The 23,984-nt window shown below is 63.6% G+C and carries 18 protein-coding genes; 11 read left to right on the forward strand and 7 right to left on the reverse strand.

The window, feature by feature from the left end:
• Positions 1-1,287 (reverse strand): ABC transporter permease, encoded by a 1,287-nt coding sequence (locus HKW67_RS20680; protein ID WP_171227196.1) that lies wholly within the window; start codon positions 1,285-1,287, stop codon positions 1-3.
• Positions 1,280-2,254 carry an ABC transporter ATP-binding protein gene (locus HKW67_RS20685; RefSeq protein WP_171227197.1) on the reverse strand — a complete coding sequence of 325 codons (975 nt, stop codon included), beginning with the start codon at positions 2,252-2,254 and terminating at the stop codon, positions 1,280-1,282. Before HKW67_RS20685 ends, HKW67_RS20680 begins: the two co-directional genes overlap by 8 nt.
• Between HKW67_RS20685 and HKW67_RS20690 the strand changes: the two genes are divergently transcribed.
• Positions 2,242-3,807 carry a hypothetical protein gene (locus tag HKW67_RS20690; RefSeq protein ID WP_171227198.1) on the forward strand — a complete coding sequence of 522 codons (1,566 nt, stop codon included), beginning with the start codon at positions 2,242-2,244 and terminating at the stop codon, positions 3,805-3,807. The genes HKW67_RS20685 and HKW67_RS20690 overlap by 13 nt on opposite strands.
• The gene (locus tag HKW67_RS20695; RefSeq protein ID WP_171227199.1) at positions 3,794-4,792 is read left to right on the forward strand and encodes a glycosyltransferase; all 999 of its coding nucleotides are present in this window, start codon (positions 3,794-3,796) and stop codon (positions 4,790-4,792) included. The genes HKW67_RS20690 and HKW67_RS20695 overlap by 14 nt, the downstream gene beginning before the upstream one ends.
• A 7-nt stretch (positions 4,793-4,799) precedes the next feature.
• Here HKW67_RS20695 and HKW67_RS20700 read toward each other — a convergent pair whose 3' ends face one another.
• Positions 4,800-6,287: an NAD(P)/FAD-dependent oxidoreductase gene (locus tag HKW67_RS20700; RefSeq protein WP_171227200.1), complete on the reverse strand. Its 1,488-nt coding sequence runs from the start codon at positions 6,285-6,287 to the stop codon at positions 4,800-4,802.
• 65 nt (positions 6,288-6,352) lie between these two features.
• Between HKW67_RS20700 and HKW67_RS20705 the strand changes: the two genes are divergently transcribed.
• The 5 genes from HKW67_RS20705 to HKW67_RS20725 all read left to right on the forward strand — a co-directional run bounded on the left by HKW67_RS20705 (position 6,353) and on the right by HKW67_RS20725 (position 14,795).
• The gene (locus HKW67_RS20705) at positions 6,353-8,446 is read left to right on the forward strand and encodes a hypothetical protein (RefSeq protein WP_171227201.1); all 2,094 of its coding nucleotides are present in this window, start codon (positions 6,353-6,355) and stop codon (positions 8,444-8,446) included.
• A 364-nt stretch (positions 8,447-8,810) separates the two neighbouring features.
• Entirely contained in the window at positions 8,811-10,097 is a 1,287-nt protein-coding gene (locus tag HKW67_RS20710; protein WP_171227202.1) for a hypothetical protein, read from the forward strand.
• A 153-nt stretch (positions 10,098-10,250) separates the two neighbouring features.
• Positions 10,251-11,420 (forward strand): glycosyltransferase family 4 protein, encoded by a 1,170-nt coding sequence (locus HKW67_RS20715; RefSeq protein WP_230981076.1) that lies wholly within the window; start codon positions 10,251-10,253, stop codon positions 11,418-11,420.
• Positions 11,421-11,513: 93 nt separating this feature from the next.
• Positions 11,514-12,668 (forward strand): putative sulfate/molybdate transporter, encoded by a 1,155-nt coding sequence (locus HKW67_RS20720; protein WP_171227204.1) that lies wholly within the window; start codon positions 11,514-11,516, stop codon positions 12,666-12,668.
• 9 nt (positions 12,669-12,677) lie between these two features.
• The gene (locus HKW67_RS20725) at positions 12,678-14,795 is read left to right on the forward strand and encodes a hybrid sensor histidine kinase/response regulator (RefSeq protein WP_269141207.1); all 2,118 of its coding nucleotides are present in this window, start codon (positions 12,678-12,680) and stop codon (positions 14,793-14,795) included.
• 8 nt (positions 14,796-14,803) lie between these two features.
• Here the strand turns inward: HKW67_RS20725 and HKW67_RS20730 are convergent, their stop codons facing one another.
• Positions 14,804-15,370: a PepSY domain-containing protein gene (locus HKW67_RS20730; protein WP_171227206.1), complete on the reverse strand. Its 567-nt coding sequence runs from the start codon at positions 15,368-15,370 to the stop codon at positions 14,804-14,806.
• A gap of 157 nt (positions 15,371-15,527) precedes the next feature.
• Between HKW67_RS20730 and HKW67_RS20735 the strand changes: the two genes are divergently transcribed.
• From HKW67_RS20735 to HKW67_RS20750, 4 genes are read left to right on the forward strand one after another with little or no spacing between them, the layout of a single operon-like run.
• Positions 15,528-15,911 carry a hypothetical protein gene (locus HKW67_RS20735; protein ID WP_171227207.1) on the forward strand — a complete coding sequence of 128 codons (384 nt, stop codon included), beginning with the start codon at positions 15,528-15,530 and terminating at the stop codon, positions 15,909-15,911.
• 6 nt (positions 15,912-15,917) lie between these two features.
• The gene (locus HKW67_RS20740) at positions 15,918-16,664 is read left to right on the forward strand and encodes an MIP/aquaporin family protein (RefSeq protein ID WP_171227208.1); all 747 of its coding nucleotides are present in this window, start codon (positions 15,918-15,920) and stop codon (positions 16,662-16,664) included.
• A 2-nt stretch (positions 16,665-16,666) separates the two neighbouring features.
• Positions 16,667-19,201, forward strand: coding sequence for a penicillin acylase family protein (locus HKW67_RS20745; protein WP_230981190.1), 2,535 nt, complete (start codon positions 16,667-16,669; stop codon positions 19,199-19,201).
• A gap of 20 nt (positions 19,202-19,221) precedes the next feature.
• The gene (locus HKW67_RS20750) at positions 19,222-19,563 is read left to right on the forward strand and encodes a hypothetical protein (protein WP_171227210.1); all 342 of its coding nucleotides are present in this window, start codon (positions 19,222-19,224) and stop codon (positions 19,561-19,563) included.
• A gap of 38 nt (positions 19,564-19,601) precedes the next feature.
• Here HKW67_RS20750 and HKW67_RS20755 read toward each other — a convergent pair whose 3' ends face one another.
• The 3 genes from HKW67_RS20755 to HKW67_RS20765 all read right to left on the reverse strand — a co-directional run bounded on the left by HKW67_RS20755 (position 19,602) and on the right by HKW67_RS20765 (position 23,973).
• On the reverse strand, positions 19,602-20,450 hold the full coding sequence (locus HKW67_RS20755; RefSeq protein ID WP_171227211.1) for an MBL fold metallo-hydrolase: 849 nt from the start codon (positions 20,448-20,450) through the stop codon (positions 19,602-19,604).
• 306 nt (positions 20,451-20,756) lie between these two features.
• Complete coding sequence (locus tag HKW67_RS22480) at positions 20,757-23,450, reverse strand: YfbK domain-containing protein (RefSeq protein ID WP_230981077.1); 2,694 nt, start codon at positions 23,448-23,450, stop codon at positions 20,757-20,759.
• Positions 23,440-23,973: an RNA polymerase sigma factor gene (locus HKW67_RS20765; RefSeq protein WP_171227212.1), complete on the reverse strand. Its 534-nt coding sequence runs from the start codon at positions 23,971-23,973 to the stop codon at positions 23,440-23,442. The genes HKW67_RS22480 and HKW67_RS20765 overlap by 11 nt, the downstream gene beginning before the upstream one ends.
• Between the last annotated feature and the right edge of the window lie 11 nt (positions 23,974-23,984).

Here is a 23,984-nt window from a genome sequence, read left to right on the forward strand (position 1 = left end):
TTACCCGTCCAGTCGGATCCATCGGATGATTTCGCGGATCGTCGGGCGCTTGCCATACATCAGCAACGCCGTGCGATAGAGACGCCCCGCGGCGACCATCGCACCGATCGCCAGCAACGACAGCAGGCCGATCGACACGACGAGTTCCGATGCCGGCACGGCCACCAAGCCCAGTCGCAATGGCATGATGATCGGCGACGAGAACGGCACCATCGACAGCGTGCGGGCGATCGGGCCGTCGGGGTCGGCGAGGGCCGGCTGCAACAGCGCTACACTGCCCACCAGCAGCATGAGCACGGGCGTCTGCGCCTGCTGCGCCTCCTGCTCGGAGCTCACGATGCTGCCGACCGCCGCGAAGAGCGCGGCATACAGCACGTAGCCAAGCAGGAAGTACGCGAACAACGGAATCATGTCCGTCCATGACACCGACGGGAGCGTCATGCTGGACGACGCCACACCAAGCGCGGAAAGAATGCGTCCGCGGTTTGCCATGAGCGTGACCATCGACGTCGTCCAGAAACCGAGCTGCACCAGGGCCACGCCGCCGATGCCCAGCACCTTGCCCGAGAGCAGAATGCGCGGCGACACGCTGGCCAACACGAGCTCCGACACGCGCGACTGCTTTTCTTCGGTCACGCTGCGCAGCACGATCTGCCCGTACAGCACGATCACAATGTACAGCAGCACGGCCACACCGGCGCCGAAAATCAGGTTCACCTGGGCCGATCCCGTGCGGCCGTCGCGCATCACGCGCTCCACCTTCATGGCCACCCGCACCTGCGCCAGCTTGAGCGCGGATTCGGCGTCGAGCCCAGTCGATGCCACGCGCTGCCGCAGCAACTCGCGCTCGATGGCTTTTTCGAGCCGCTCCGACGTCGAAATCGGCGCGCTGCTCGATAGCAGCACCGACACGGCGCCCGACTCGATCGAATTTGCATCGAGGTAGGCGACAGCAGGCAAGCGGTCGGCGGCGATCTCGACGCGTAGCGAATCGAGCGTTTTCGTGGTGGTCACGTTTGAGGTGGCCAGCACTTTCGGGGCCTTCGACGTGCCCATCAAGCCACCGGCAAGCTCGGTGGCGATTCCGGCACCGACGTCCTTCCCCGTCGCATCGACAATCACCATGGCCGAGAGATCGACTGAACGCGCGGAGCGATACGCGAGCCAGGGCGGTCCAAGCGTGAGCGCGGCGAACAGGAACGGTCCGAACAGCGTGGTCAGTAGGAACCAGCGCGAGCGCACGCGCTCGCCGAACTCGCGTGAGATGACGGCGTAGAGCTTACCCATTGCCACTGAGCCCCGCTTCGACGCCGGTTGCGCCAACACGTTCCAGGAAGATCCGATGCAACGAGGCTTCGGAGCGATCGAATTTCACGATCTCGACGTCGTGCGCGACGAGCTGACCCAGCAACTGCTGGGTAGTCGCGCCGGCGGCGAGATCGAGCTCGACGCGTTGCCCGTTGTCGTCGAAGGACGCCACCAGCAACGTGTTCTCGAGGACCGCGCGGGCGCGATCGCGACCGTTGCCGGCGAACTCGATGCTCACGCGTCCCGGTCCGCCGTATTGCTTCTTGAGCGCGCTCATGGCGCCGTCAGCCACCACTTCACCGCGCGCGATAATGGCGACCGCATCGCACATGCGTTCGGCGTTGTCCATGAGGTGGGTACTGAAAATCACCGTGCGGCCTTCGCGACGCAGATCGAGCACAGTGTCCTTGAGCACCTGGGCATTGACCGGATCGAGACCACTGAACGGTTCGTCGAGAATCACCAATTCCGGCTCGTGCAGCATGGTGCCCACGAATTGCACCTTCTGCTGCATGCCGCGGGAGAGGTCTTCCACCTTGGCGCTGCCCCAGTCCTGGGTGGCCGTGCGCAGCCCGACCCGATCGAGCCAGAGGTCGATCCGCTTGTCGGCTTCCTTGGTGGGCAGTCCTTTCAGCCGCCCAAGGAAGCGAAGAACGCGGCGGACCTCCATCTTGCGGTAGAGTCCGCGCTCTTCCGGCAGATATCCGACACGATCGGAGACGGACGGGTCGCCGGCTGCCTTCCCCAGTACCTCTATGTGTCCCGAGTCGGGCACCATGAGGTTGAGAATCATCCGGATAGTCGTCGTCTTCCCGGCGCCGTTGGGGCCGAGCAGGCCGTATACCGTACCCTTGGGCACTGACAGGGAGACGTCACGCACGGCCACGTGATTGGCGTAGGCCTTTCGGACGTGGTCCACGCGAATGGCAACAGATGAAGAAGTCACAACATCAAACTAATACGGGTTCGGAGTTTGCCGAGCTCAGCTTTAAACCGGCTTTTGGCTGGGACATCGGCCTGTGCCTGCTGGTGGCAGTGTGCGCGGCACTTTTAATGCCGCTCGACGACGCCGACCTGCCCATGCACTTGGCGACAGGCGCCTGGATCCTCGATCACGGACGGCTGCCGCTCACCGAGCCCTTTGCCTGGACGCGCATGGGCGCGCCGTTCTTCGCCTACTCGTGGCTGCCCGAAGTCGCCTATGAGGGCGCGCGCCGGGTGATGGGGCTGGTCGGAGTCTCGGTGGTGCATGCGGTGACCGTGGCGGGCGCGGTGGTGGCCGTGTGGGACCTGGCGCGGGCGGCGCGCTGGTCGCTGTGGGCCACGCGGTTGATGCTGTCAGTGCACGTCATCCTATGGCTATTGGTGCAGCCGGCCACTCGGCCGCAGCTGGTGCTGGCGATCGCGCTGCCGATGGCGTGGGCGGCGGCGTACCGGCTGCGGAGTGCGACGTCGCCGGTAGCGGGACTGGTCATGACGCTGCTGGCGGCGGCGTTGGCGGTGAACTCGCACTTGCTGTTTCCGCTTACGATCGTGCCGGTGGTGGTGCTGTTGGGAGCGGAGCGGTTTCGGTTGAGTCGCGTGGCGGCGTTTGTCGCGAGCACGGTGGTGGGATGGCTCTGTACGCCGAACGCGCTGCATCTCTTGGACATCCTGCGGCTCAATCTCGGTGCCAACGCGCTCTTGGGCGCCGCGTCGCCGATCATGGAGCTCGAGCCGGGGTTCGGCTTTCTGATCAAGGCCGCGGTGGGCACGAAGCTCGTGGCGGGCGGACTACTCGTGTTGCCGCTGTTGCCCTTCTACGCGCGATTGCCACAGCGCGAGCGGTGGTGGCTGGGGATGGCATGGCTGGCCGGGCTCGGGCTATTCGGATTGGCGATACGGGGGCTGTTGCTCTGGTGGCTACTCGCGATGCCGGTGGTGGCGTTGGCGTTGGCGAGTATCCCGCTGCCCACGCTCGTATCCACGCGGCGCGCGGTGGTGGGCGCGTGGGTGGTGGCGGTGTTCGCACCGATCGGGCATGCGTTGAAGGCGCGTGAGCTGCTGGGCCCTGTGGATGGGTTGCCGCATCCCGAGGCCAAGGCGCTGGCGCCGGCGGTGCGCTGGTTAACATGTGCTACGGCGGGTGCTGATTCCGCGGGGGGCGTGGCACGCGGGACTACCGTGTTCGACGACGGCAGCTATCTGGCGTGGAGGGTGCCGTCGGTGTCGTGGTCGGTGGACGGGCGAACGATTTTTCCTGACTCGGTAACGCGCGCCGAGGCGGGCCAGCAACTTCGGTACGGTGCGGTCGTCTATCCCCCGTGGCGACATGGCGATGTGGTGCTGCTGCCTGCAACGCATGCCGTGGCGGCCGTGATCGACGCAGACAGTTCGTGGCAGCGCATTGCCATCACGCCAGGCGCTGATGCTGCAGCCGCAGTGGGAGTCTGGGCGAGACGGAAATGGATGAATGACCGACCGAACGGCGCTGCATGCGTCAGCGATGGCCGCAAGTGACCGACATTCGACCTCGGAGCGAGGGCAGATGGTTTCTTCCCCAGTAGCGCGCAGCTCAGCACCTCTGGTCGCTGTGGTTATTCCATGTCACAACGAGGCGAAGAGTATCGGGACTGTCGTCGCCGATTTTCGGCGTGAACTGCCTGATGCGCTGATCGTTGTCGTTGACAACTCGTCCCACGACGGAACGGCGTCGATCGCCGCTGCCGCCGGTGCGCGCGTCGTCCGCGAAACGCGACTCGGCAAGGGCCACGCGCTTATTCGCGGATTCAACGAGGCTAGAGCTGCTGACAGCGTGGTCATGGTGGATGGCGACGGTACCTACAGCGCACGGCATGTGGGGGCCATGCTCCAGGCCAGAGCCGACGGTGCCGACATGGTGATCGGAACGCGCTTGGAGGAGTCTGAGAATGGAGCGTTCCCGCGTGCGCACGGCTTCGGCAATCGATTGTTTATCGCGATCGTACGTCTGTTGTTCGGCCTGCGTACGAACGATCTGTTTTCTGGCTATCGAGTGCTATCGAGGCAACTGCTGGACGCGCTGCCGCTGATCGCGCACGGCTTCGAGATCGAGTCGGAGCTCTCACTCCAGTCGCTCGTGAACGGCTTTCGGATTGTCGAGATCCCGACTCCGTATGGAGCGCGGCAGGCAGGTACCGTCAGCAAGCTGCGAACGTTTCATGACGGCTATCGAATCCTGCTGACGTTGCTGGCATTCTTCCGAGACTATCGACCGCTGACGTTCTTCGGGATCGTGAGTCTCTCATTCTTAGCGCTTGGGCTTGTGGCCGGTTCCTTTCCGGTCATCGAATATTTTGAGACAGGCCTTGTTCAGCGACTGCCACTTGCGGTTCTCGCCGTAGGTCTCGTGTTGCTGTCGGCCGTCAGCGCTATCGGTGGGCTGGTACTATCATCGGTTCGCCGCCGGTCCGACGAATTAGCAGTGATCGTGTCTCGCATGAAGTACTTACAGCGAGAGTCTTGATCGTAACTCATGGCTGTGTGACGCCCACTCGTGTCGGGACCGCGCGTAGCCCTGACGCGCCGGCGTTGCTCCCCACTTCCTCGTGGTACTCGGCGTCTTCGTTCACGCGCCACGGATCGTGCAGCGCCTGTCCGGCTACGATGTTCTCGGCCGTGAGCAACGCGGTCATCATCGCGTGGTCCTGATTGTTGTACTTGTGCATGCCGTTTCGACCCACGAGATGCAAGTTGGGATATCGCTCGGCAAGTTCGTCGCGAATCGTCTGCACATGCGTGGCATAGGCGTCGTCGTACACGGGATAGGCTTTGCGCTGACGTACCACGCATCCCTCCAGTACGTCGTCGCGATCAGCGAGTCCAAGCTTTACGAGCTCGTCCGATGCCCGCGCGATCAGTGCCGTGTCGGTCGACGTCCAGAGCCCGTCGCCCTCGAAGCAGAAGTACTCGAGCCCGTAGCAGGTCAGCGAAGGATCAGGCACCATCTCCGGCGACCACGACTTGAAGTTCTGGATGCGTCCCACCTTCACGCTGGAGTCGTGCACGTAAATCCAGTTGTCAGCGAAGCGTTCACGCTCCTTCAGGACCAGCGCGACCGTGAGGAAATCGCGATAGCCCAACTGCTTCGCCGCCGCGGTCAGCGTCGCCGACGGCGCCGGTGACAGCGACTGGGCGATTTCACGTAGCGGCGCCGACGAAATGACGTGATCGGCCGACAGCTCCTGTCGATCGCCGCTGGGGGCGGTGTGGCCCACAGTCCACTTTCGAGTGGCCTCGTCGTAGCGCAGGTCTACGACGGTACGACCCAGCGTGACCGTGCCGCCCTGCTCGCGCACGGCGTTAGCGCACGCATCCCAGAGCATGCCGGGGCCCAGTCGCGGATACCGGAAGGTGCTGATCAGGCTTTTGATCGTGCCGCCTTTGAGCGCGGCCGGAGTCAGCGCCGACATTACGGCCGAGAAGAGCGATACGCCCTTGATGCGCTGTGCCGCCCAGTCGGCTGAGATGTCGGTGCAGCTCATCCCCCAGACCTTTTCGGTGTAGGTCTTGAAGAAGATCTGGTACAGTCGCGACCCGAACTCGTTGGTCACCCACTCTTCGAAGCTGCGCGGATTCCGGATCGGCCGCAGGCGCGCGTAGGCGTACGACAGCACGCAGCGAACTGACTCGAATACGCCCAAGTCGAACAGCGCCTGCATCGGCTTCAGCGGATAGGCGAAGAAATGCCCGTTGTAGAGAATCCGGCTGGAGCGGGGCCGCTCGAGGAAGTCATTCGGGAGGATCTCCCGCCACAGGGCCTCGATGCGTTCCGACTTCGAGAAGAAGCGGTGTCCGCCAATGTCGAAGTGGAAGCCCTTGAACTGCACCGTACGCGAAATGCCGCCCACGTACTGCGGGTCACTTTCCAGCACCGTGACCGGAAATCCGAGCTTGCTGAGGTGATAGGCCGCAGACAGTCCGGCAGGACCGGCACCAATAACAATCGTGGAGGGGGGCATAGGGCGGGGCGGGGCATGGTACTCCGTGCTTCCGAGCAGATCTTACGTTAATCTAACGCCTCAGTATGAAGACACCTCCACCTCCCACAGACGGCCGCCGCTTATTCGGCTACGAGCCAAGCAGCCTGGCGCTGCTAGTAGCGTCGTTCGCGGTGTTTCTGCTCTTCAGGCCGTACCAAGGCATTATCCACGATGCCCGGCTCTACGTGGGCTACGCGATGGCCGCGCTTGACCCGAGCGGTATCGGGCGCGATATCGTCTTCCTCAATGACGGGCAATCGAAGTTTTCGGTGTACCCGGTATTGATGCGGGAGCTCGCGGCGTGGATAGGACCGTCGCACGCCGCAATCGTCCTCACCTACTCGGGGTTGCTGCTCTGGTTCGCAGCGTTCGCGCTACTCGTACGACGCCTGTTGGTAGATCGAGTCAGCGATCTGAAGGTCATCGCGGTAATAACACTGGCCGTATCTCTCCCGGCGTTTTACGGGGGGCAGGGGGTGTTTCGGTTCGCGGAGTTCTATGCGACACCGCGGGTGTTCGCAGAGGCGTGCGTGATGCTAGCGCTTGCCGCCTTGCTCACGGGACGCATCTGGTGGGCGATGCTGGTATTCGGTGTCGGGCTCTCATGCCATCCAATAATGGCCGCACCGGGAATTGGTGTAGCGCTTTGGTTGATGGCTGATGCTCCGAAGACGAGGAAGGTCCTGGTAGGGGTAGCAATCTGTAGCGCCGTGCTGTTGATCTCCGCGACGATGCTACTACGCGCCAGCGAGAAGCCATTCGCACAGTTCGACGAAGAGTGGATGATTTCACTGAACACGAAGCACGCTCTGGTATTTCTACGGACCTGGCGATTCGGCGACGTTTCGCGAATTCTACTACATGTTGTGACAGTGCTCTTGACGTTGCCGCAGCTCTGCTACCGCTCCCAGCAGCTGGTGCGAGGTGTGCTGCTGGTTGTGCTCGCTGGCATACTTCTGTCGTTTCTTGGCGCCGACGTTGCTTCGAACGTACTGGTGACGCAGATCCAGGCGTGGCGAGCACTTTGGCTGCTTTCGCTGGTCGCTACGATTCTCCTCGGGGTGTTGCTACTCTCTGTATGGGGAACCGATGGCAAGGACGTTGCTGCAGCATCGGTACATGAATTTCGTAAGGCGGCTTCGCTGTTGCTCTTGGTTGGCTGGCAAATGGTAGATCTCAATTCAACGGCGCCAATATTCACGCTGCTCGCTTCGCTGCTTTGGTTCGTGTCTTCTCGCTGGCCTGCCCTCGCTTTCCCGCGGCGCGGTCTGAAGCTTGTCGTCGGCACGGTATGTGTTCTGATCAGCTCCACGGTGGTATTGGAGACTTGGGTGACGGTCACGACTGCCTGGTCATCGCCAGACCAGTCTATGCGCTGGGCTTGGGCGAATGCCGTCGCTACCGGAATTCCCGGCTTGTTTGCCATCTTCGGTGCCGCGCTGCTAGCGAAGTTGGATGGGGTGCGGCCGGAGCGGGTCGAAAGTCTATCAAAGTATCGAATCGCTTTCGTCCTGCTGGCATTCGCCGTGTTCTGCACTGATTCGCGATCGAGATATCAGAAGTTCATTGAGAAATCCCTCGACGCGCGACTTGGTCCGTCCGTTTCCGATCCGCCCATGTCGGTAAAAGGATCGGTGCTGTGGCCGTACGCGGATCTGGAGCCCTGGGCACTTGCCGGCAGTTCTGGGTGGGGCACCATCGTACAGGGAATGCCGAGTGTCTTCGATAGGCAGCTCGCGATAGTGTGGGCGGCGCGAGAACGCACTCTCGCAGCTGCGGGATTACTCGCTACGGCCCAAACAGGAGCTGAAACAATCGGAGATGTTAAGCGCTCGCTGGATTCGACAGCAGTAGGTCGCTTGTGTGAGGGAGCGGATGCACCGAGCCTTGTAGTGCTTCCCGCCGAGATGCTTAGAGGTGTTGGCGCCGCCGAAATAGTCGAGCTGAGCGTTCCTAAGCTGCTGTATCCCTCGATTTTCGGGGCTCCATGGGGCCGTGTCGAGCGCTACGCTCTGGTTCGATGCCGAGCGATGCGGCCGACCGCTCGCTCAAGTATAGAACGGATTTCTGCTCACGATGTTCAGCGCATCGTGACGTCTGGCCAGCACAGCCCAATTGTCCCGCCATCCGAGTCTTGACCACATGTCGAAAGAGTCCGCTTTCGAGGCGCGAGCAGCGCGATACGCCACGATCGCAATCCTTACTGTGTGTGCGGCAGCGGGCGCTGTGCTTGGTCTTCTCCGCGCGAATGGATTTGGGGGTCCTGTCGCCCGCGGAATATTCTACAGGCTCTTCGTACAGTACGAAGCTCCCTGCATCGCGATCACTGCGCTATTTACCCTTGTCTTCTTCGAGTTCTCAACGCGCCCGACTTCGCCATTGAGGGCCGACCGACGTTCGTCAGACGCTGCGCCGCTCTGGTGGGGGATGCTGGCAGCAGCGTGTGTAACACTCCTAACGATGATTGGCGCACGGGCGTTAAATCTCTCCTTCGGGTTATCGATGGACGAGTTCAATGCAGATTTTCAGGCGCTGATCTTTCGAAAGGGGAGATTGGATGCAGTGTTGCCGTCGCAATGGCAACCAGTTGTGCCCGCGATCAAGCCAATGTTCGTCAGTTGGCTGCCAGGGAAAAAGGCCTGGGTCTCGTCGTATCTGCCGGTATACGCTGGGATCCGCGCGGTTTTCGGTGGACTCACTGGCCTCGCTTGGATAACAAATCCCATTCTTGCCGGGGTATCCGTGCTCTTGCTGGCCGTGCTTTCACGCCGGCTCGGGCATGGTCGAGACAGCACCGCCTTCGTCGTTGTTGCCACCTCGCTGTCTTCACAGTTCCTTCTGACCTCGATGACGGGATACGCGATGCCCGCGCATCTGTTGGCGAGTGTGATGTGGATGATTTTCTATGTTCGCAGGGATATGCGCGGCGGCCTTGGATGTGCGCTAGTCGGAGTCTTGGCGCTCGGTTTGCACAATCCTTTCCCTCACGCACTCTTCGTCACACCATTCCTCATTCGAATGTGTGTGGATCGACGTTACCGCGAGCTTGCTGTGTTGCTGCCTTCGTATGTCGCTGCGTCGGGGTTCTGGCTTTGGTGGCTTGATTCGGCGCGAACGGTTGATGGGATCAACGGTGCGGTCACCTTCTTTTCGATGCCGTCGATGGTCGAGATACTCACGCAAGTTGCGAACGCGGTGTTGGTTCTCAACTGGCAGGCGCCGGCGGTCGGAGTTCTTGCGGTCGTGTCGATCGCTCGGTGGAACCGGTTGGGAGCCTTCGAGCGTGATCTGTCGGTCGGATTTATCCTCACATTTGTGTTCTACTTCTTGTTCCCCTCGAGTCAGGGACACGGTTGGGGCTATCGATATATCTATGCATGTCTTCCGAGCGTAGTCCTTCTTGCGCAAGACGCGTGGGCAGTGCTTTGTGGGCACATGCCGTTAGCGTATTCCCGCCGATTCACTCTGGCTTCGTTTGCCGTAGGCGCGTTTATTCAGTTGCCGTGGCGCGTCTACGAGGCATCGTCGGTAGCTTCTCCATTTTCTAGGGCCGTCTTGGCAATTCAATCGTCGGATGCAAGTGTTGTCCTTGTCCATGCCGAAGGCATTTGGTACGGCCGAGACCTTATTCGTAACGCGCCGTGGATCTCTGAGGGTAGGGTCATCGTGAATGCGGATCTCCTGTCCCACGAAGCGCGCGAACGGCTGATGGAGCAATACGGTGATCGGGTTTCGGAGTGGAGTACGGATCGCCTTGTACGCGAAGGGTTGGAAAGATGGGTCCGATGATTTCTTCAGGTTCAGTGCCGCGATGGTGCCGCGCGTATTCATGAATCGATCGAGTCCGTCGGTGCTCAGGCTCGCGCTGCGTACATGCCGGTGCCTTCGTATTGGCATATGCGACTACACGTCAAATCAGAAGCACCGTGAGCGGTGTCGCTAATGACCTCGCGTCGACTTCGGATTGTGCATATCGCGTCCTATCTGCCTTCGCATTTAGGAGGATTGGAGATAGCCGCGTGGTCGATAGCGCGAGGCGTAGCGCGCAGGGGCTATCAGATTGACTATTTCGCGAGTGGGGACGCCGTTGACTGCGAGCCACTCGAAGGCTTCGCCGTATACGAGATCAGCTCCGTTGATCCTTTTGATCGACCCCTAGGGCTTCCGGTACCACTCTGGTCCCTCGGTTCGATGTCTCAGCTAGTTCGTGCTGTTCGACGTGCGGACGTTGTGCATATACACGATACGCTGTACATGGGGAGCGTTTTAGGGGCGGTGTTATCTGTTCTGCTTCGTTGCCCGCTCGTTCTCACGGTGCACACATCGAAACTCCAGTTCAGGCATCGCGTACTTAGGCTGGCGTTCTTCGTTGCCAATGCCTCTGTAACTCGCTTCATTCTTTCGCGGGCAACACGAGTTGCGTTTGTTGGAACAACAGCCGAGGAATTCCACTCCACAGCCAACAGCGTAGCGGCAAAGAGTGCGATGATCCCGAATGGGGTCGATGCAGCCATATTTTCTCCCTTTGAATTTGGGGATCGTAGGTTCCTGCGTCGGTCGATGGGCATCGAATCCCGTGACTTTGTCGTCGCATTCGTCGGGAGATTCGTGGAGAAAAAGGGCATACACCTTTTACAGCAGGCCGTCGAAAGTGTCCGTGGTGTGCGATGGGTCTTTATTGGTGACGGCACCATTCATCCAGAGGGATGGCGTGTCGCGCACGATTCCACTCTTCAGCTGACGGGGCAGGTTGGACAAGCTTCGTTAGCCGATTTGTATCGCAGCGCCGACGTCGTGCTGTCAATTGGCGTCGGCGAAGGTGGTACTCCGCTCGTTGTGAAGGAGTCCATGGCATGCGGGACGCCAGTGTTGGTGAGTATGGAGGTGAGTCGTTCACTCGGTGATCCACGACCACCGGGTGTTTGGACGGTCGACGCAAGCGCTCCGGATGCGTCTTTGCTCGTTGCCCACATGGTTGAGCGGCTCAAGTCCGGGAGAGAGGAAGTTGCGTCTGTTCGAGAAGCCACTGCGGCGTTCGCTCGGCGGTGGGATTGGGACTTCGCCGCACGAGAGTACGACGCGATGTATCGCAGTTTGCGCTCGCGCCGCTGAGGTTGTGGACGCAATCGTCCGCTCGACATTGATTCCGCGGGGGTAAAGGAATCTCGAAATTGGATCTGCGAAAGCGGAAGAAACCGCGCCCATATGCCCCCCTCCCCCCACCCCCTCCGCTTCACCCGCGCCGAATTCGCCGGCGCGTTCGGCGACCTCGGGACCGACCTCCCGCTGCTCGTCGGTATTGTCGTCGCCACCGGGATGGATGCCACCACGGCCTTTGTGGTCTTCGGCGCCCTGCAGATCGCCTCCGGCCTCGCCTATCGGCTGCCCATGCCGGTCCAGCCGCTCAAGGCCATGGCGGCGATTGCTATCGCCGGCAAGCTGGCCCCGCCGCTCCTGGCCGCCGGCGGCCTGATCGTCGGCGTCGTCATGCTCATCCTCGCCCGCTCCGGCGCGCTCTCCTGGATCGCCCGCACGGTCCCCAAGCCCGTTGTACGCGGTATTCAGGTCGGACTGGGCATCCAACTCGCCCTGCTTGCCCTCACCCGCTTCATCCCGGCCGACGGCGCTCGTGGTTGGCTGCTGGCGGCGGTCGCCCTCGCGATCGTCCTCTGGCTGCGCGAAAGTCATCGTGTTCCCGCCGCCCTTGTGGTCCTGGCACTCGGCCTCGTCGTAGCCGCGCTCACGTGGCCCGCCGGCGCGCCGCTGCCCCTCGGCTTTCGGCTTCCCACGCTCCCCGCACGCTGGCCTACGCCCACGGAGTTCGCCCAGGCCTCGCTCCTGCTCGCGCTCCCCCAGCTCGCCCTGTCGCTCGGCAACTCGGTACTCGCCACCAAACAGGTGGTCGCCGATCTCTTTCCCGACCGTGAACCGCTCACGGTCAAGCGCATCGGCACCACCTACGCGATCATGAACCTCGTATCAGCGCCCCTTGGCGGCATTCCCGTATGCCACGGCTCCGGCGGGATCGCCGGGCACTACGCCTTCGGGGCCCGCACCGGTGCCAGTGGCATCATCTACGGCATCTTCCTCGTGCTGTCAGGACTGCTCCTCGTCGGCGAACCAGCCGCGTTTCAGCGCCTGTTCCCCGGTCCGATTCTTGGCACGTTGCTGCTCGTCGAGGCCATCACCGTGCTGCTGCTGGTGCGCGATCTGCGCGACACGCCGGCCTGGCTGGCTTTCGCCGTCGCCTGCGGACTCGCCGCGGCCTTTCTGCCATATGGTTACGCGGTCGCGCTCGTGGGCGGTACATTGATCGCCGTTGCCCTCCGACGCCGGCCGGGCCAAGACGTTTCCATCTGACCTCTCCGGATGCGGCCGCGCTGGCTGGTGCCTGAACCGATTTCGTCGTCGCCCGCTATCCGACTCGCGATAGCGTTTTTTGTGACGCACGCGCTCTCGCTGCAGCTCATCCGATACGGCGGGCCATTGGCCCCCGCGTGGCCGCCGATCGCTGTCGCACTGGCCGCCCTGATCTGGCTGCCGCCCTCGCATCGTCGACTCGTGTTCGTGGGCGTCATCGCCCTCGACACGCTTTCCAATACGCTGCAGGGATACGCCTCGTTGCGGACGGTCGGCTACACCTGCGTCACGCTCTCAGAATTGTGGATCGCCGACTGGATGCTGCGGCGGGTCACTCCACTGCCGCTCAAGTTCGCCCGTCTGCGCGACGTCGCGGTTCTGCTGTCGGCCACGGCAGTCGCCACAGCGATCGGCAGCGTACCAGCCGCCTTGATTTCTCGCGCGGCTGGTGGCGAGGCGTTTCTGAAGAGTGCGACCGTGTGGTGGATCGGCGACATGCTGGCTTATGTGATCGTGACGCCACTCACGCTGTTGCTGCTTGCACGTAACGAGTCGCGCACCGCGCATCGACGTGCATTCCGCTGGTGGCGCGATGCGTTCGCACTGAGTCTGCTGATGATCGTCGGATCGCTCGTGGCGTTCCGCGGCGATGCCCTCATGGGTGTGCTGCAGGCGCACCCGTACATGCTCTCACTGCTCACGCTATGGGCGACGCTCCGCTTCGGTCAGCTCGGCGCGCTCTGGAGCCAGATCGGTATCGCCAGCGTCGGTATCAGCCTGCTGCTGAATGGAGAGTCCCTCTCCCTCGGCGGCGTCACCGGCGGCGACGCGCTTGTGATTCTGCAGGTGTATATCGGCGTGCAAGCGCTCATCGGGCTGGTGCTGGCTACCGCGCTGCGCGAACAGCGCGAGACGGCCGAGGCGAACGCGCATATGCTGGAAGCACTCTCGTCGAGTGAGCAGCGGTTGCGTCAAAGTCAAAAGATGGAGGCCATCGGCCAGCTGGCCGGCGGCGTGGCGCACGATTTCAACAATATGCTTGCCGCCCTGTTGATGCAGCTCGACGAGCTCCGCTTGCTCAAGGCGATGCCGCGCGAGGCGATCGAACTCCTGCGTGATGTCGAGACGTCGGCGCAGCGCGCCGTGCGACTCACCCGGCAGCTGTTGGTGTTCAGCCGGCAGCAAGCGATGCAACCGAGTCTGCTCGATCTCAACCTGCTCGTGCGCGCGCACGTGCGGCTGTTGCGACGCGTGGTGCCGACCACGCACCGGCTCACCGTGGACACGACCGACGATGCGCTGGTGGTATCGGCCGACGGCGGCATGATCGAGCAGGTGCTGCTCAATCTCGTGTTGAACGCACGCGATGCACTTGCCGACGGCGGGCCGATCATGATCCGGACCGAGCGCCGAACGGTGGCGGCAACAGACATCGCCGAGCTCGCGGCGGGCACCTACGCCCTGCTCGCGGTGCAGGACACGGGTATGGGCATCGCGCCGGACAACATGCCGCGCATCTTCGAACCATTCTTCACGACGAAGCCGCCGGGGCAGGGCACCGGCCTTGGCTTGGCCACCGCGTACGGTATCGCACAGCAGCATCAAGGACTGCTTCGCGTTGCCTCCACGGTCGGCGTCGGCACGACAGTCGAGGTTTGGCTGCCCATCGTCGCCGACGCGCTCCCCGACGAGAGCGCGCAGGTCGATCTATCCGGTGCGGGCGATTCCGGCGAACACGCCGTCACCGCCACGGTGCTGGTGGTCGAAGACGATCCGACCGTCAGTCGACTGCTGCAGCGTGTGCTGGAACGCGACGGCTATCAGGTGCGCGCCGCTGCCAGCGGCCGTGAGGTACTCGACCAATGGAATCTGTACGAACTGTCGGTGGACCTGGTGATCACCGATCTGGTCATGCCCGGCGGCGTGAGTGGGACGCAGCTCGCTGCCGAGCTGCGACGGCGGGCTCCGTCGCTGCCAGTGGTCTTCACCAGCGGATACGATCCCGAGTTCGACCCCTCCGACGAGACCATGGTGCCAGGGGAGAACTTCATCCCCAAACCGTCCAAGGCCGAACAGATCCTTGCCGTCGTGCGCCGGCAACTGGCCTCACGCACGACGGCGACGTAGTCGGCGCCCTAGAAGAACCAGCGTTGCAGTCCTGTGCGCCCCTGGCGATTGGCGCCCGCCAGCCGCCAATACAGCGTGAAACCGCTCACGGTCAGCGCCAGCAAGGCAACACCCCAGACCATCGACGCCACCAGCCCGCCGTCGCCGAACACTTCGCCGCTATGCACGCGATTGATGAACGCCTTGTCGGCATAGCCGTCGCTGCGCGTGAATTTTCCAGTCCGCGCATCGAACAGCAGCCGCCGGTCTTCGCCGCCCGTCTTGGTGCCGAGGTACATGGTGATGACGGGGGCCTGTCCCTTGAGCTCAATGGCGATCTTGTCGATCGGCGCCCCGGGCGCTTCCTTGGCCGCGCTGGCCATGGCGGCGTTGATCGCCCCCATCCAGGCGTCCGGAGGGGAGTCCGTATGCACGGCACTCACCAGCGTGCGGTTGGCCTCACGAACGGCTTCGTCTTCACCAAAGAACTCGGTCCCGGCCACGATGACGCCGGTCACCGACGCAAAGGCCAGGAACAGCGCCGCGGGCGCGCCGATCCACCGGTGCCAGCGGCGCCAGAAGGCAGGAGTAGGCATTCGAACTGTGGGGTATGAGGCACGGGGCGGGACGTGCGCGTGCAAGTTGACGCATGACACCCCCGCTCGCAAACCGCCGTAGTGGTGATACCTTTTACACTGCGGACCCCGGTTGACCGCCGTTGAGCGTCCTCCCCCACCTTTCAGATCTCTCATCATGACCAAGATCCGTATGGCCGTCGTTTCGGCCGCACTCGCACTGTCCGTCACCGCCGTCGCCGCGCAGCGCATGTTCGCCGACTTCAGTGGCAAGTGGAACGTCGCGATCGACGCGCAGGGCCAGTCCATGCAGTCGCTCATGACCGTCACGCAGAAGGGTGACTCGGTGTCGGGCACCACCGAATCGCAGATCGGCACCGCCAACTTCGACGGCGTGGTCAAGGGCGATTCGATCTTCTTCGGTTTCGCCCTCGACATGGGTGGCCAGCAGATCAAGATCCGCGGCACCGGCGTGATGAGCGAGAAGGACAAGATGACCGGCACGATGGAAGCCGAAGGACTCGGCGCCTTCCCGTTCGCTGCTGCGCGTCAGCCGAACTAACCGGACATGCCGTCCACCGCACTCGGCGAGTTTGTCGGAACGCTCGTACTGCTTCTGCTCGGCAATGGTGTGGTGGCCGGTGTGTTGTTGGAGAAGTCGAAGGCGCACGGTGCAGGGTGGATGGTGATCACCGCCGGCTGGGCGTTTGCGGTGTTGTGCGGCGTCCTCGTGGCCGTTGGGCTCGGAGCACCGGGTGAGCTCAACCCGGCGGTTACACTGGCGAATGTGATCGCGGGCACGCGCACCGTGCCCGACGCGCTTGCGCATGTCGCCGCGCAGATGACGGGGGCGATCGTGGGCGCCACGCTGGTGTGGCTGCACTATCTCCCGCACTGGAGCATCACCCGCGATCAGGGCACCATCCACGCCTGCTTCTGCACGGCGCCCGCGATACGCAGCTCCGTGCCGAATCTGATCAGCGAGGTAATCGGTACGATGGTGCTGGTGCTGGTGGCCAGTGCCATCGGAACCGCCGGCGTGTCGGGTGCCACTCCCGCCACGAACCTTGGACCGGCGCTCGTCGGCGCGTTGGTGTGGGGCATTGGTCTCTCGCTGGGCGGACCTACCGGGTACGCCATCAATCCGGCGCGCGACCTCGGTCCGCGCCTCGCCCACGCCATCCTGCCGATCGCCGGCAAGGGTGGCAACGATTGGGGATACGCCTGGATCCCCGTTGTCGGACCGCTGGCCGGCGGTGCCCTGGCGGCACTGCTGTGGTCCACATTATCCGCCGCAAACGGAGTACCGAAGTGAGCATGACCACAGGACGGTTGATAACGGCGGCGCTCTGTGCCGCCGTTGGCATTGGTGCCACCTACGTCGGCGTGGCCGGCGCCGGTCCGCTGCCGCCACTGGGCGGTCTGCTCTCGCCGGCCGTCGGTCTCTGGGCCAACGCCGTAGACGATCTGCCGGCCGAGGCCACGAGCAGCATCCCCTCGCTCGATGGCACAGTCGACGTTCGCTACGACTCGCGCAGCGTGCCGCACATCTTCGCCACCACCGACGCCGATGCCATGCGCGCGCTCGGTTACGTCACGGCGCGCGACCGGCTCTTTCAGCTCGAGATTCAGTCACGCGCCGGCGAAGGCACACTCACCGAGTTGGTGGGTGATGTGGCACTGCCCGCCGACCAGGAAACACGTCGGCTCGGCATGCCGCGTTCGGCCGAGCGGAAGTGGCGCGACATCGGGGAAAGCACGCCGAGCGGGAAGTTGCTGCTGGCGTACGCAGACGGTGTGAACGCGTATCGCGCGACGTTGTCGCCAGCGCAGTGGCCGGTGGAGTACAAGTTGCTCAATCGTGCCCCGCGCGAATGGCTGCCGTTGCACTCGATCCATGTGCTCAATCGCATGGGCTATACACTGGCCCGTGGACCCGGCGAGCTCGAACTGCTGGAAGCGCGCGCACTGGTGGGCGACGCCGCGGCCAACGCACTCATGGAAGAGAATTCGCCCGTGCAGGAGCCGATTCAACCGATGAATCGCAACGCCGCGCGCGTGGCCCTCTCGGCGATTCCTGCACCGGGCGCTCCTGACAGTCTGGCTGCGCGCATGGTGGCGTCGTTGCGCACGAACACCAATGCCACGACCACCGGCATGTCGCCGTTGTCGTGGCTCAAGGACATCGATCCCACGGTCGAACAGGCCCGTGCCTTCGCCAGCAACAATTGGGCGGTGGCACCGTCGCGTTCGGCCAACGGCCACGCGATGTTGGCCGGCGATCCGCACCTCGAGCTCACGTTGCCGAGCATCTGGTATGAAGTGCACATCGTGGTGCCGGGGAGCTTCGAGATCGGAGGGGTATCGATCCCGGGGCTGCCGGGCATTCCGATCGGCTACTCGCGCGCCGTGGCGTGGAGCGCTACGAATACCGGCGCCGACGTCATGGATTTCTGGCGCGAGAAGGTCGACAACGACGCAGCGCCGACGGCCTACGAACTCGATGGCGTGATGACCAAGTTCGCCGACACGCGCACCGAGACGTATCGCGACAAGCTCGGCCGCGTGATCGACGTGGACACGATCTACTATACGCACCGTGGCCCGATGCAGCGTCAGGGACGCGAGTGGCTGTCGATGCGGTGGACGGTGCTCGAGTCGGGCAAGGAGCTTCAGGGCTACTTCGCGGCCTTCCACGCCACGACGGCGTCGGCGTTCCTGGATTCGATGGCGCAATACTATCAGGCGCCGGCGCAGAACTTCATCACCGCCGACACCTCGGGCACGATCATGATCCGCTCGACGGGACGCTATCCCGTGCGCGCCGACAGTGGACGGGGCACCGACGTGCGTGATGGATGGTTGCGCCGCAACGACTGGATCGGCGACTGGCCGGTGGCGCGATACCCGCAGGGGCGTAATCCGGCGCAGGGCTATCTGGCGTCGGCCAATCAGCAGCCGATCGATCCGCAGCAGGACGCGCTGTATCTCGGCCCCGATCCAAACTTCGAGATCTGGCGCGCGCTGCAGATCAACCGCCTGCTTCGCGCCGATAGCACGGTCACGGCTGACGAGATGCGCGGCTTCCATACGAACCCCGGCAGTGTGCGCGCCGACTTGCTCGTTCCCGCGCTCGTGTCGGCGGCGCAGGCGCGTATCGCAGCGGGCGACAACTCGGCGTCGCTCAAGGCGGCCACCACGCTGCTGGCCTCGTGGAATCGCCAGTACACACGCGACAACACCGGTGCGCGACTGTTCGAGACCGCGATCGCGCAGACGACCGCGCTGTTGTACGACGAGTTCATTCCGGCCAAGTCGGATGTGCGGTCGGTGACGCCCAGTGAGTCGCGGCTGCTGCAGCTGATTGCCGATTCGGCGAACGGCTGGTGGGATGACCGTCGCACCACCAACGTGCGCGAGGATCGCAACGTGATTCTCGCCAAGGCGCTCCGCGCGGCGTACGACACACTGGTCACGGAATACGGCGATCCGACGAAGACGCCGTGGACCTGGGGACGCGTGGCGCCGGCCAAGCCGAATCACCTGCTGCGACTGGCGGGCTTCGCGGCGCCGGAGATGCCGATCGACGGCGGACGCGGCACACTCAATCCATCGGTCGGCTCGAAGCGCGCGAACTTCGGTGCGAGCTGGCGTATGGTGGTCGAGATGGACAAGGAGCCACGCATCCGCGCCGTCTATCCGGGCGGGCAGAGCGGGAATCCGGCCAGCACGCGCTATCTCGATCGGTATGCGATGTGGGCCAACGGACAGCTCGACAGCGTGCGCACGCCGCGCACCGCGAAGGATCTGGCGGCGTCGGATACGCGCGCCGTGCTCACACTCACGCGCTGACCGGGCCGCCGACTATGTGGATGAATTTTATCAGCGCGGTCTTGCTGCAGTTCGTGGCGCAGCGCTTCCTCGGCGTGTGGGGCGCAGCAGTGGCGGGCGCAATCACGGGCGTGATGTTTCGGCAAGGCGGTGCCATTCGTGCCGGTGCCCTCTCGGCCGCCCTGGCCGCCGCCGTGCTGCTGATCGCGGCGGCCGAACGCGGCGCTGCACTCACCGACTTTGCGGCGACGATCGGGCGCAATTTCTCACTGCCCGGATGGGCCGTGCTGGTGGCCACGCTGGCGTTACCTGCGCTGCAGGCCGGAGGATTCGCCGGCTTGCTTAGTCGTATCCTGCGCAAGGAGCGCGTCGCGATTCGCTAGTGCGATTCGCTCGTGCGATTCGTTAGCGCGGCTCGCGATTACTTCGAGGCCCCATCGAGCTCCGTCCACAGGCGACGGATGGCGATGGGGCTTTGCTGTTCGGCCAGGAACCACTTCGCATACGGACCCCAGTTCGCCTGCGCGATGGCCTGATCGACGGTGAGCCCCGCCGCCTTGAGTCGCTTCACTTCGGCGATCACCGCAACCAGTGATTCACGAAAGGCCACCAGTTCTTCGCGCGACACCTTGGCGTCTTCGATGAAGCCGTGCCCGGGAATGAACCGGTCCACGTTCTTGAGCGCGAGGGCATTGTCGATCGTGCGCACCCACTCGGCGCCATAGGCCGACCGCATGGCCGGGAAGACGCGGTTGAGATAGGCCTCGCTCATGAACAGCAGCTTCTCCGACGGCACTTCGACCATGAGGTCACCGCCGGTGTGTGCGCGCCCGAGAAAGCGCACGCGCACGCTGATGCCACCGAGGTCGATAGTCTCATTGTCGCTGGTCATGGCCGTCGTCGGCATCACGACCGCGGGGCGATTGGCGGCCGCGGCCGCGGCCGAGTCCTTCTTGAGCTGCGCCAGCGAGTTCGCGTGCACGACGAACTGAATGTCCTTCGGCAGCGCGCTGTTGCCAGCCGTATGGTCGCCGTGATCAGAGCCGACCACGTACCACTTCACCGGCAATGTCGAAACGGTCTTGATCTTGTCGAGCAAGGTCTGCGTGGCCTGCACATTGCCTTGCCCATCAGCCACCAGTACGCCGTTGCGCCCGATGACGATGAGGCTGACAGTGGTGAATCCCGGCTGACGGATCTCCTCGTAGCCGTACACTTTGTCGCTCAGCTTTACCAAGCGCGGGAACTCGCTGAGAGCGACGCCGCGCACAGCAGGGTCGGCAGTGCGGACAGGAGACTGGGCCTGCAGCGAAGTCGCAGCGGCGATGAGAAGAAGAAAGGAGGCAGGGCGCATTTGAGTTCTGAGTGCTGGGTGAACGGCGAAAGGCGCTAAGAATCAACCGCGCTAAGAATCAACGGCGCTAAGGTAAGGAGCGCCAAGAATAAACGGCGGGAACAACCACGCGGGGACACCCAGATTACGCTGGTCGCCCCCGCGCTGTTGATGCGCCCCTCCGCGCCCCTCATTCTTAGCGCCGTTTACCTTAGCGCTTTTAACTTTTCGCGCCGTTCACTCTTAGCGCCGTTCGCTGTTAAGGAGTCGCCCGAGCATTTCCACGAAGTCGCTCCGGTATCCTCCGTCGTCGTCGCCTCGCGACCCGGTCGCCATCTCGAGTGCTGAGCGCAGCGTTGCGGTGCCTTTGTGTTCGGACTTACGGAGTACCATGCCGAACTCGGCGACTGATGCGGCGAATCGGAAATCGTTGGAAGCGGTGCCGCTGCGGCCGTCGATCACGGGCTGTGTGATCTGCTTGCTCGTGTTCTCGCCGGGCGCTTTGTAGCGCATGCGGACAAACATCAGTTCGTTCTTCGCCGCATTCGTGCGTGGTGCGTCGGTGGCTGGCACCTGGTACCGCAGCGAGTCCTGTTCACGCAGCGTGATCGTGCCCGTCACGCCGATGGGTACCACTTCGTACAGCGCGGTGACCGAATGTCCGGCGCCCATGTCGCCGGCATCCTTCTTGTCGTCGGTGAAATCTTCTGTGGCGAGCAAGCGGTCTTCGTAGCCGATCAGGCGATACGCGCGCACCGCTGCCGGGTTGAATTCCACTTGCAGCTTCACATCGTTGGCGACGGTGACGAGTGTGGCGCCCATCTCCTTCACCAGTACCTTGCGTGCTTCGGCGATGTCGTCCACGTACGCGTAGTTGCCGTTGCCGCGCTTGGCGAGCTTCTCCATCTTGGCGTCCTGATAGTTGCTTTGCCCGAAGCCGAGGATCGTGAGATACGTGCCTTCGGTTCGCTTGCTCTCGATCAGGCGTTCCATGTCGCCGTCGCTGCTGGCGCCGACGTTGAAGTCGCCGTCGGTGGCGAGGATCACGCGGTTGTTGCCGTTGGGCTTGAAGTGTTCGCGGGCCGTGCGGTAGGCGAGTTCGATGCCCGCGCCACCGGCCGTGGAGCCGCCGGCTTCGAGACGGTCGATCGCCGCGGCAATCGTCGCCTTCTCTTCACCACTGGTGCTGGGCAACACGAGCCCGGCCGCACCGGCGTATACCACCAGCGCCACGTGATCCTGCGGGCGCAGCTGGTCCACCAACAACCGCAGTGACGACTTCACCAACGGCAGCTTGTTCCACTGATTCATCGAGCCCGACACGTCGATCAGGAACACCAGGTTGCTGGGCGGCAGTGCGGCGGTTTCGATGCGACGCGCCTGGAGGGCGACGCGCACCAGACGATGCTTGGGCTGCCACGGTGCGGCCATCGTTTCGGTGGTGATCGACACCGGAGCATCACCGCGCGGCGACGGCAGGTCGTACGGGAAGTAGTTGATCAACTCTTCGATGCGTACGGCGTCGGGCGGCGGCGTCTGCCCCTGTGAAATGAAGCGGCGCACGTTGCTGTACGAGGCACGATCAACGTCCACCGAGAACGTGGAGCGTGGATTCACCGAGACCGCGAGGAACGGATTGTCGTCGATCTTGTCGTACTGCTCGCGACTGCCGCCGTTGTCGCGACGGGGGAAGTCACGTGGGCGAATCGTAGACGGCGACACGGGCGCCGCTACTCCGCGCGCGATGCCGCCGGCCACGCCGCGTCCGCTGAAGTCCTGCGCCACGGGCGCGCTGGCCTTACGGCCGACAATCTGCGCGGGACTGTTCAGCGTATTCTCCGGCCTGGAGCGAGACGCCGTGACCAGAGTTTGCTCGAGCGCTACAGTGCGAGCGCTCATGGCAGCATCCAGCACCAAGGTGTCGGAGTTGGCGACGAGCCGAGCTGTGACCGGTGTCTTACCCAAAAGGAGAATTCGGACGAGGGCGGTATCGTTCCTTGAGAGCCCCGGAAGCGATACGGCATACTGACCCTCCGCGTTTGTTGCTCCGCGCCAGTTGTGCTCCACAAAGCCGTTCTTCAACTTTTGGATCGTGACGATGGCACTCGCGATGGGTTGAGTCGTCGCCGCGTCTCGCACCACTCCGCGAAGCACAATTGGCGCACTCAAAGTCTCCGCGGTTGGAATTGGCGCGCGAGCCACAGCGGACAGTGCGCGGCCGCTTACGATCGGGTCCGACGCATTGCCTCGCACGGTGCTCTCCACCCGTTCTGCCGACTTCCGCACCTCCACCATCGGCGCAACAGCCACCATCGCCTCGTCCGATCGTTCGGCCTTGGCCCGGGATGGCGATGCGTCAGCCAGCGGTTGCGGTGCTACTGCGGCTTCGGTCGTCACCGTAGCCGGTGCACTGGCCGGCGCCGGCGCCGCCGCCGGAGCCGCGGCCACCACGATCGACTCAGCCATCAGCGGCGCGCCAGCAGCCTCCGTGGCACGTTCCGTGACCGGTGCACGCGACATCACCCATGTCGTACCACCCGCCATCAACGCCAATGCCGCCGCCACCCGAAACGCGGGACGCGTGAACCAGGCCTGCGCGGCCTTCTGTTCGGCGCGCGTGCGTACATCGGCCTGCGCCACGATCGCGGCCGCTGCCTTCGCGGTATCAGCCGGCGACACCACACCGGTCGGCGCGCCATCCAGCGCACCCAAAATGCGTGACGCCGCCGCCGTGTATCCGCGCAGTGTCGCGACCTCTCCCTGGCAGGCCGCGCATCCATCCACATGCGCCTGCACCTGCGCGCTGCTCCCGACGTCGAACGCGTCGTCCGCCCAAGTCTGCAGTGATCCTTCGTCGGGATGTCCCGCAGCGGTCCAGACGATGGCTAGTGCGTCGTCCGGCGTCAGTCCGCTGTGCGTCCTGTCGTTATGCGACATCGGCTCCTCCCTGTGCGTCGCGCTCGCGAACGAGCGACTCGTAGATGTCCACCAGGCGGCGTCGGGCGCGCGAGAGCGTCGTGCCCACGGATCCCACCGACAGGCCAAGCGTGGCGGCAATTTCGTGATAGTCGAGTCCTTCTTCGCGCAGCAGCAAGGCCGCGCGGTCTTTCTCGCCGAGCGCATCGATGGCGGAGCGCGCGAACGCCTGTTCACGCAGCTGATCCTGCTGCTGCTCGCGCGTGATCGATTCGTGTTCGATCGTCAGCGTCTGCGATTCGTCGGCCCGTAGCGCTTCGAGATGGCGACGACGACGTACGTCACGCCGCCCTTCGTCGCGGACAAGATTCGTGGCCACGGAAAAGAGCCACGAGCGTTCATTCGTGAGCGGCAAATGCCGCATGGCGCGGAGAAAGGTCTCCTGCGCGAGTTCGTCGGCGAGATCACGATCGCCCAGTCGTCGCGCGAGGTAGCGCACGATGGGTTGGTGATAGTCGCGGAACAGTCGGTCGATGTCGTCCATCGCCTCGGGAG

The organism is Gemmatimonas groenlandica (genome assembly GCF_013004105.1).
In the GTDB taxonomy this organism is placed as follows: domain Bacteria; phylum Gemmatimonadota; class Gemmatimonadetes; order Gemmatimonadales; family Gemmatimonadaceae; genus Gemmatimonas; species Gemmatimonas groenlandica.

Bases quoted from the DNA above. Each gene is read 5' to 3' on its own strand.
- HKW67_RS20765 (WP_171227212.1), bottom strand. From the start codon at position 23,973: ATGGACGACATCGACCGACTGTTCCGCGACTATCACCAACCCATCGTG.
- HKW67_RS20710 (WP_171227202.1), top strand. From the start codon at position 8,811: ATGGACGAGTTCAATGCAGATTTTCAGGCGCTGATCTTTCGAAAGGGG.
- HKW67_RS20745 (WP_230981190.1), top strand. From the start codon at position 16,667: ATGACCACAGGACGGTTGATAACGGCGGCGCTCTGTGCCGCCGTTGGC.
- HKW67_RS20695 (WP_171227199.1), top strand. From the start codon at position 3,794: ATGGCCGCAAGTGACCGACATTCGACCTCGGAGCGAGGGCAGATGGTT.
- HKW67_RS20730 (WP_171227206.1), bottom strand. From the start codon at position 15,370: ATGCCTACTCCTGCCTTCTGGCGCCGCTGGCACCGGTGGATCGGCGCG.
- HKW67_RS20750 (WP_171227210.1), top strand. From the start codon at position 19,222: ATGAATTTTATCAGCGCGGTCTTGCTGCAGTTCGTGGCGCAGCGCTTC.
- HKW67_RS20735 (WP_171227207.1), top strand. From the start codon at position 15,528: ATGACCAAGATCCGTATGGCCGTCGTTTCGGCCGCACTCGCACTGTCC.
- HKW67_RS20725 (WP_269141207.1), top strand. From the start codon at position 12,678: ATGCGGCCGCGCTGGCTGGTGCCTGAACCGATTTCGTCGTCGCCCGCT.
- HKW67_RS20715 (WP_230981076.1), top strand. From the start codon at position 10,251: ATGACCTCGCGTCGACTTCGGATTGTGCATATCGCGTCCTATCTGCCT.
- HKW67_RS20690 (WP_171227198.1), top strand. From the start codon at position 2,242: ATGAAGAAGTCACAACATCAAACTAATACGGGTTCGGAGTTTGCCGAG.
- HKW67_RS22480 (WP_230981077.1), bottom strand. From the start codon at position 23,450: ATGTCGCATAACGACAGGACGCACAGCGGACTGACGCCGGACGACGCA.
- HKW67_RS20720 (WP_171227204.1), top strand. From the start codon at position 11,514: ATGCCCCCCTCCCCCCACCCCCTCCGCTTCACCCGCGCCGAATTCGCC.
- HKW67_RS20700 (WP_171227200.1), bottom strand. From the start codon at position 6,287: ATGCCCCCCTCCACGATTGTTATTGGTGCCGGTCCTGCCGGACTGTCT.
- HKW67_RS20705 (WP_171227201.1), top strand. From the start codon at position 6,353: ATGAAGACACCTCCACCTCCCACAGACGGCCGCCGCTTATTCGGCTAC.
- HKW67_RS20680 (WP_171227196.1), bottom strand. From the start codon at position 1,287: ATGGGTAAGCTCTACGCCGTCATCTCACGCGAGTTCGGCGAGCGCGTG.
- HKW67_RS20740 (WP_171227208.1), top strand. From the start codon at position 15,918: ATGCCGTCCACCGCACTCGGCGAGTTTGTCGGAACGCTCGTACTGCTT.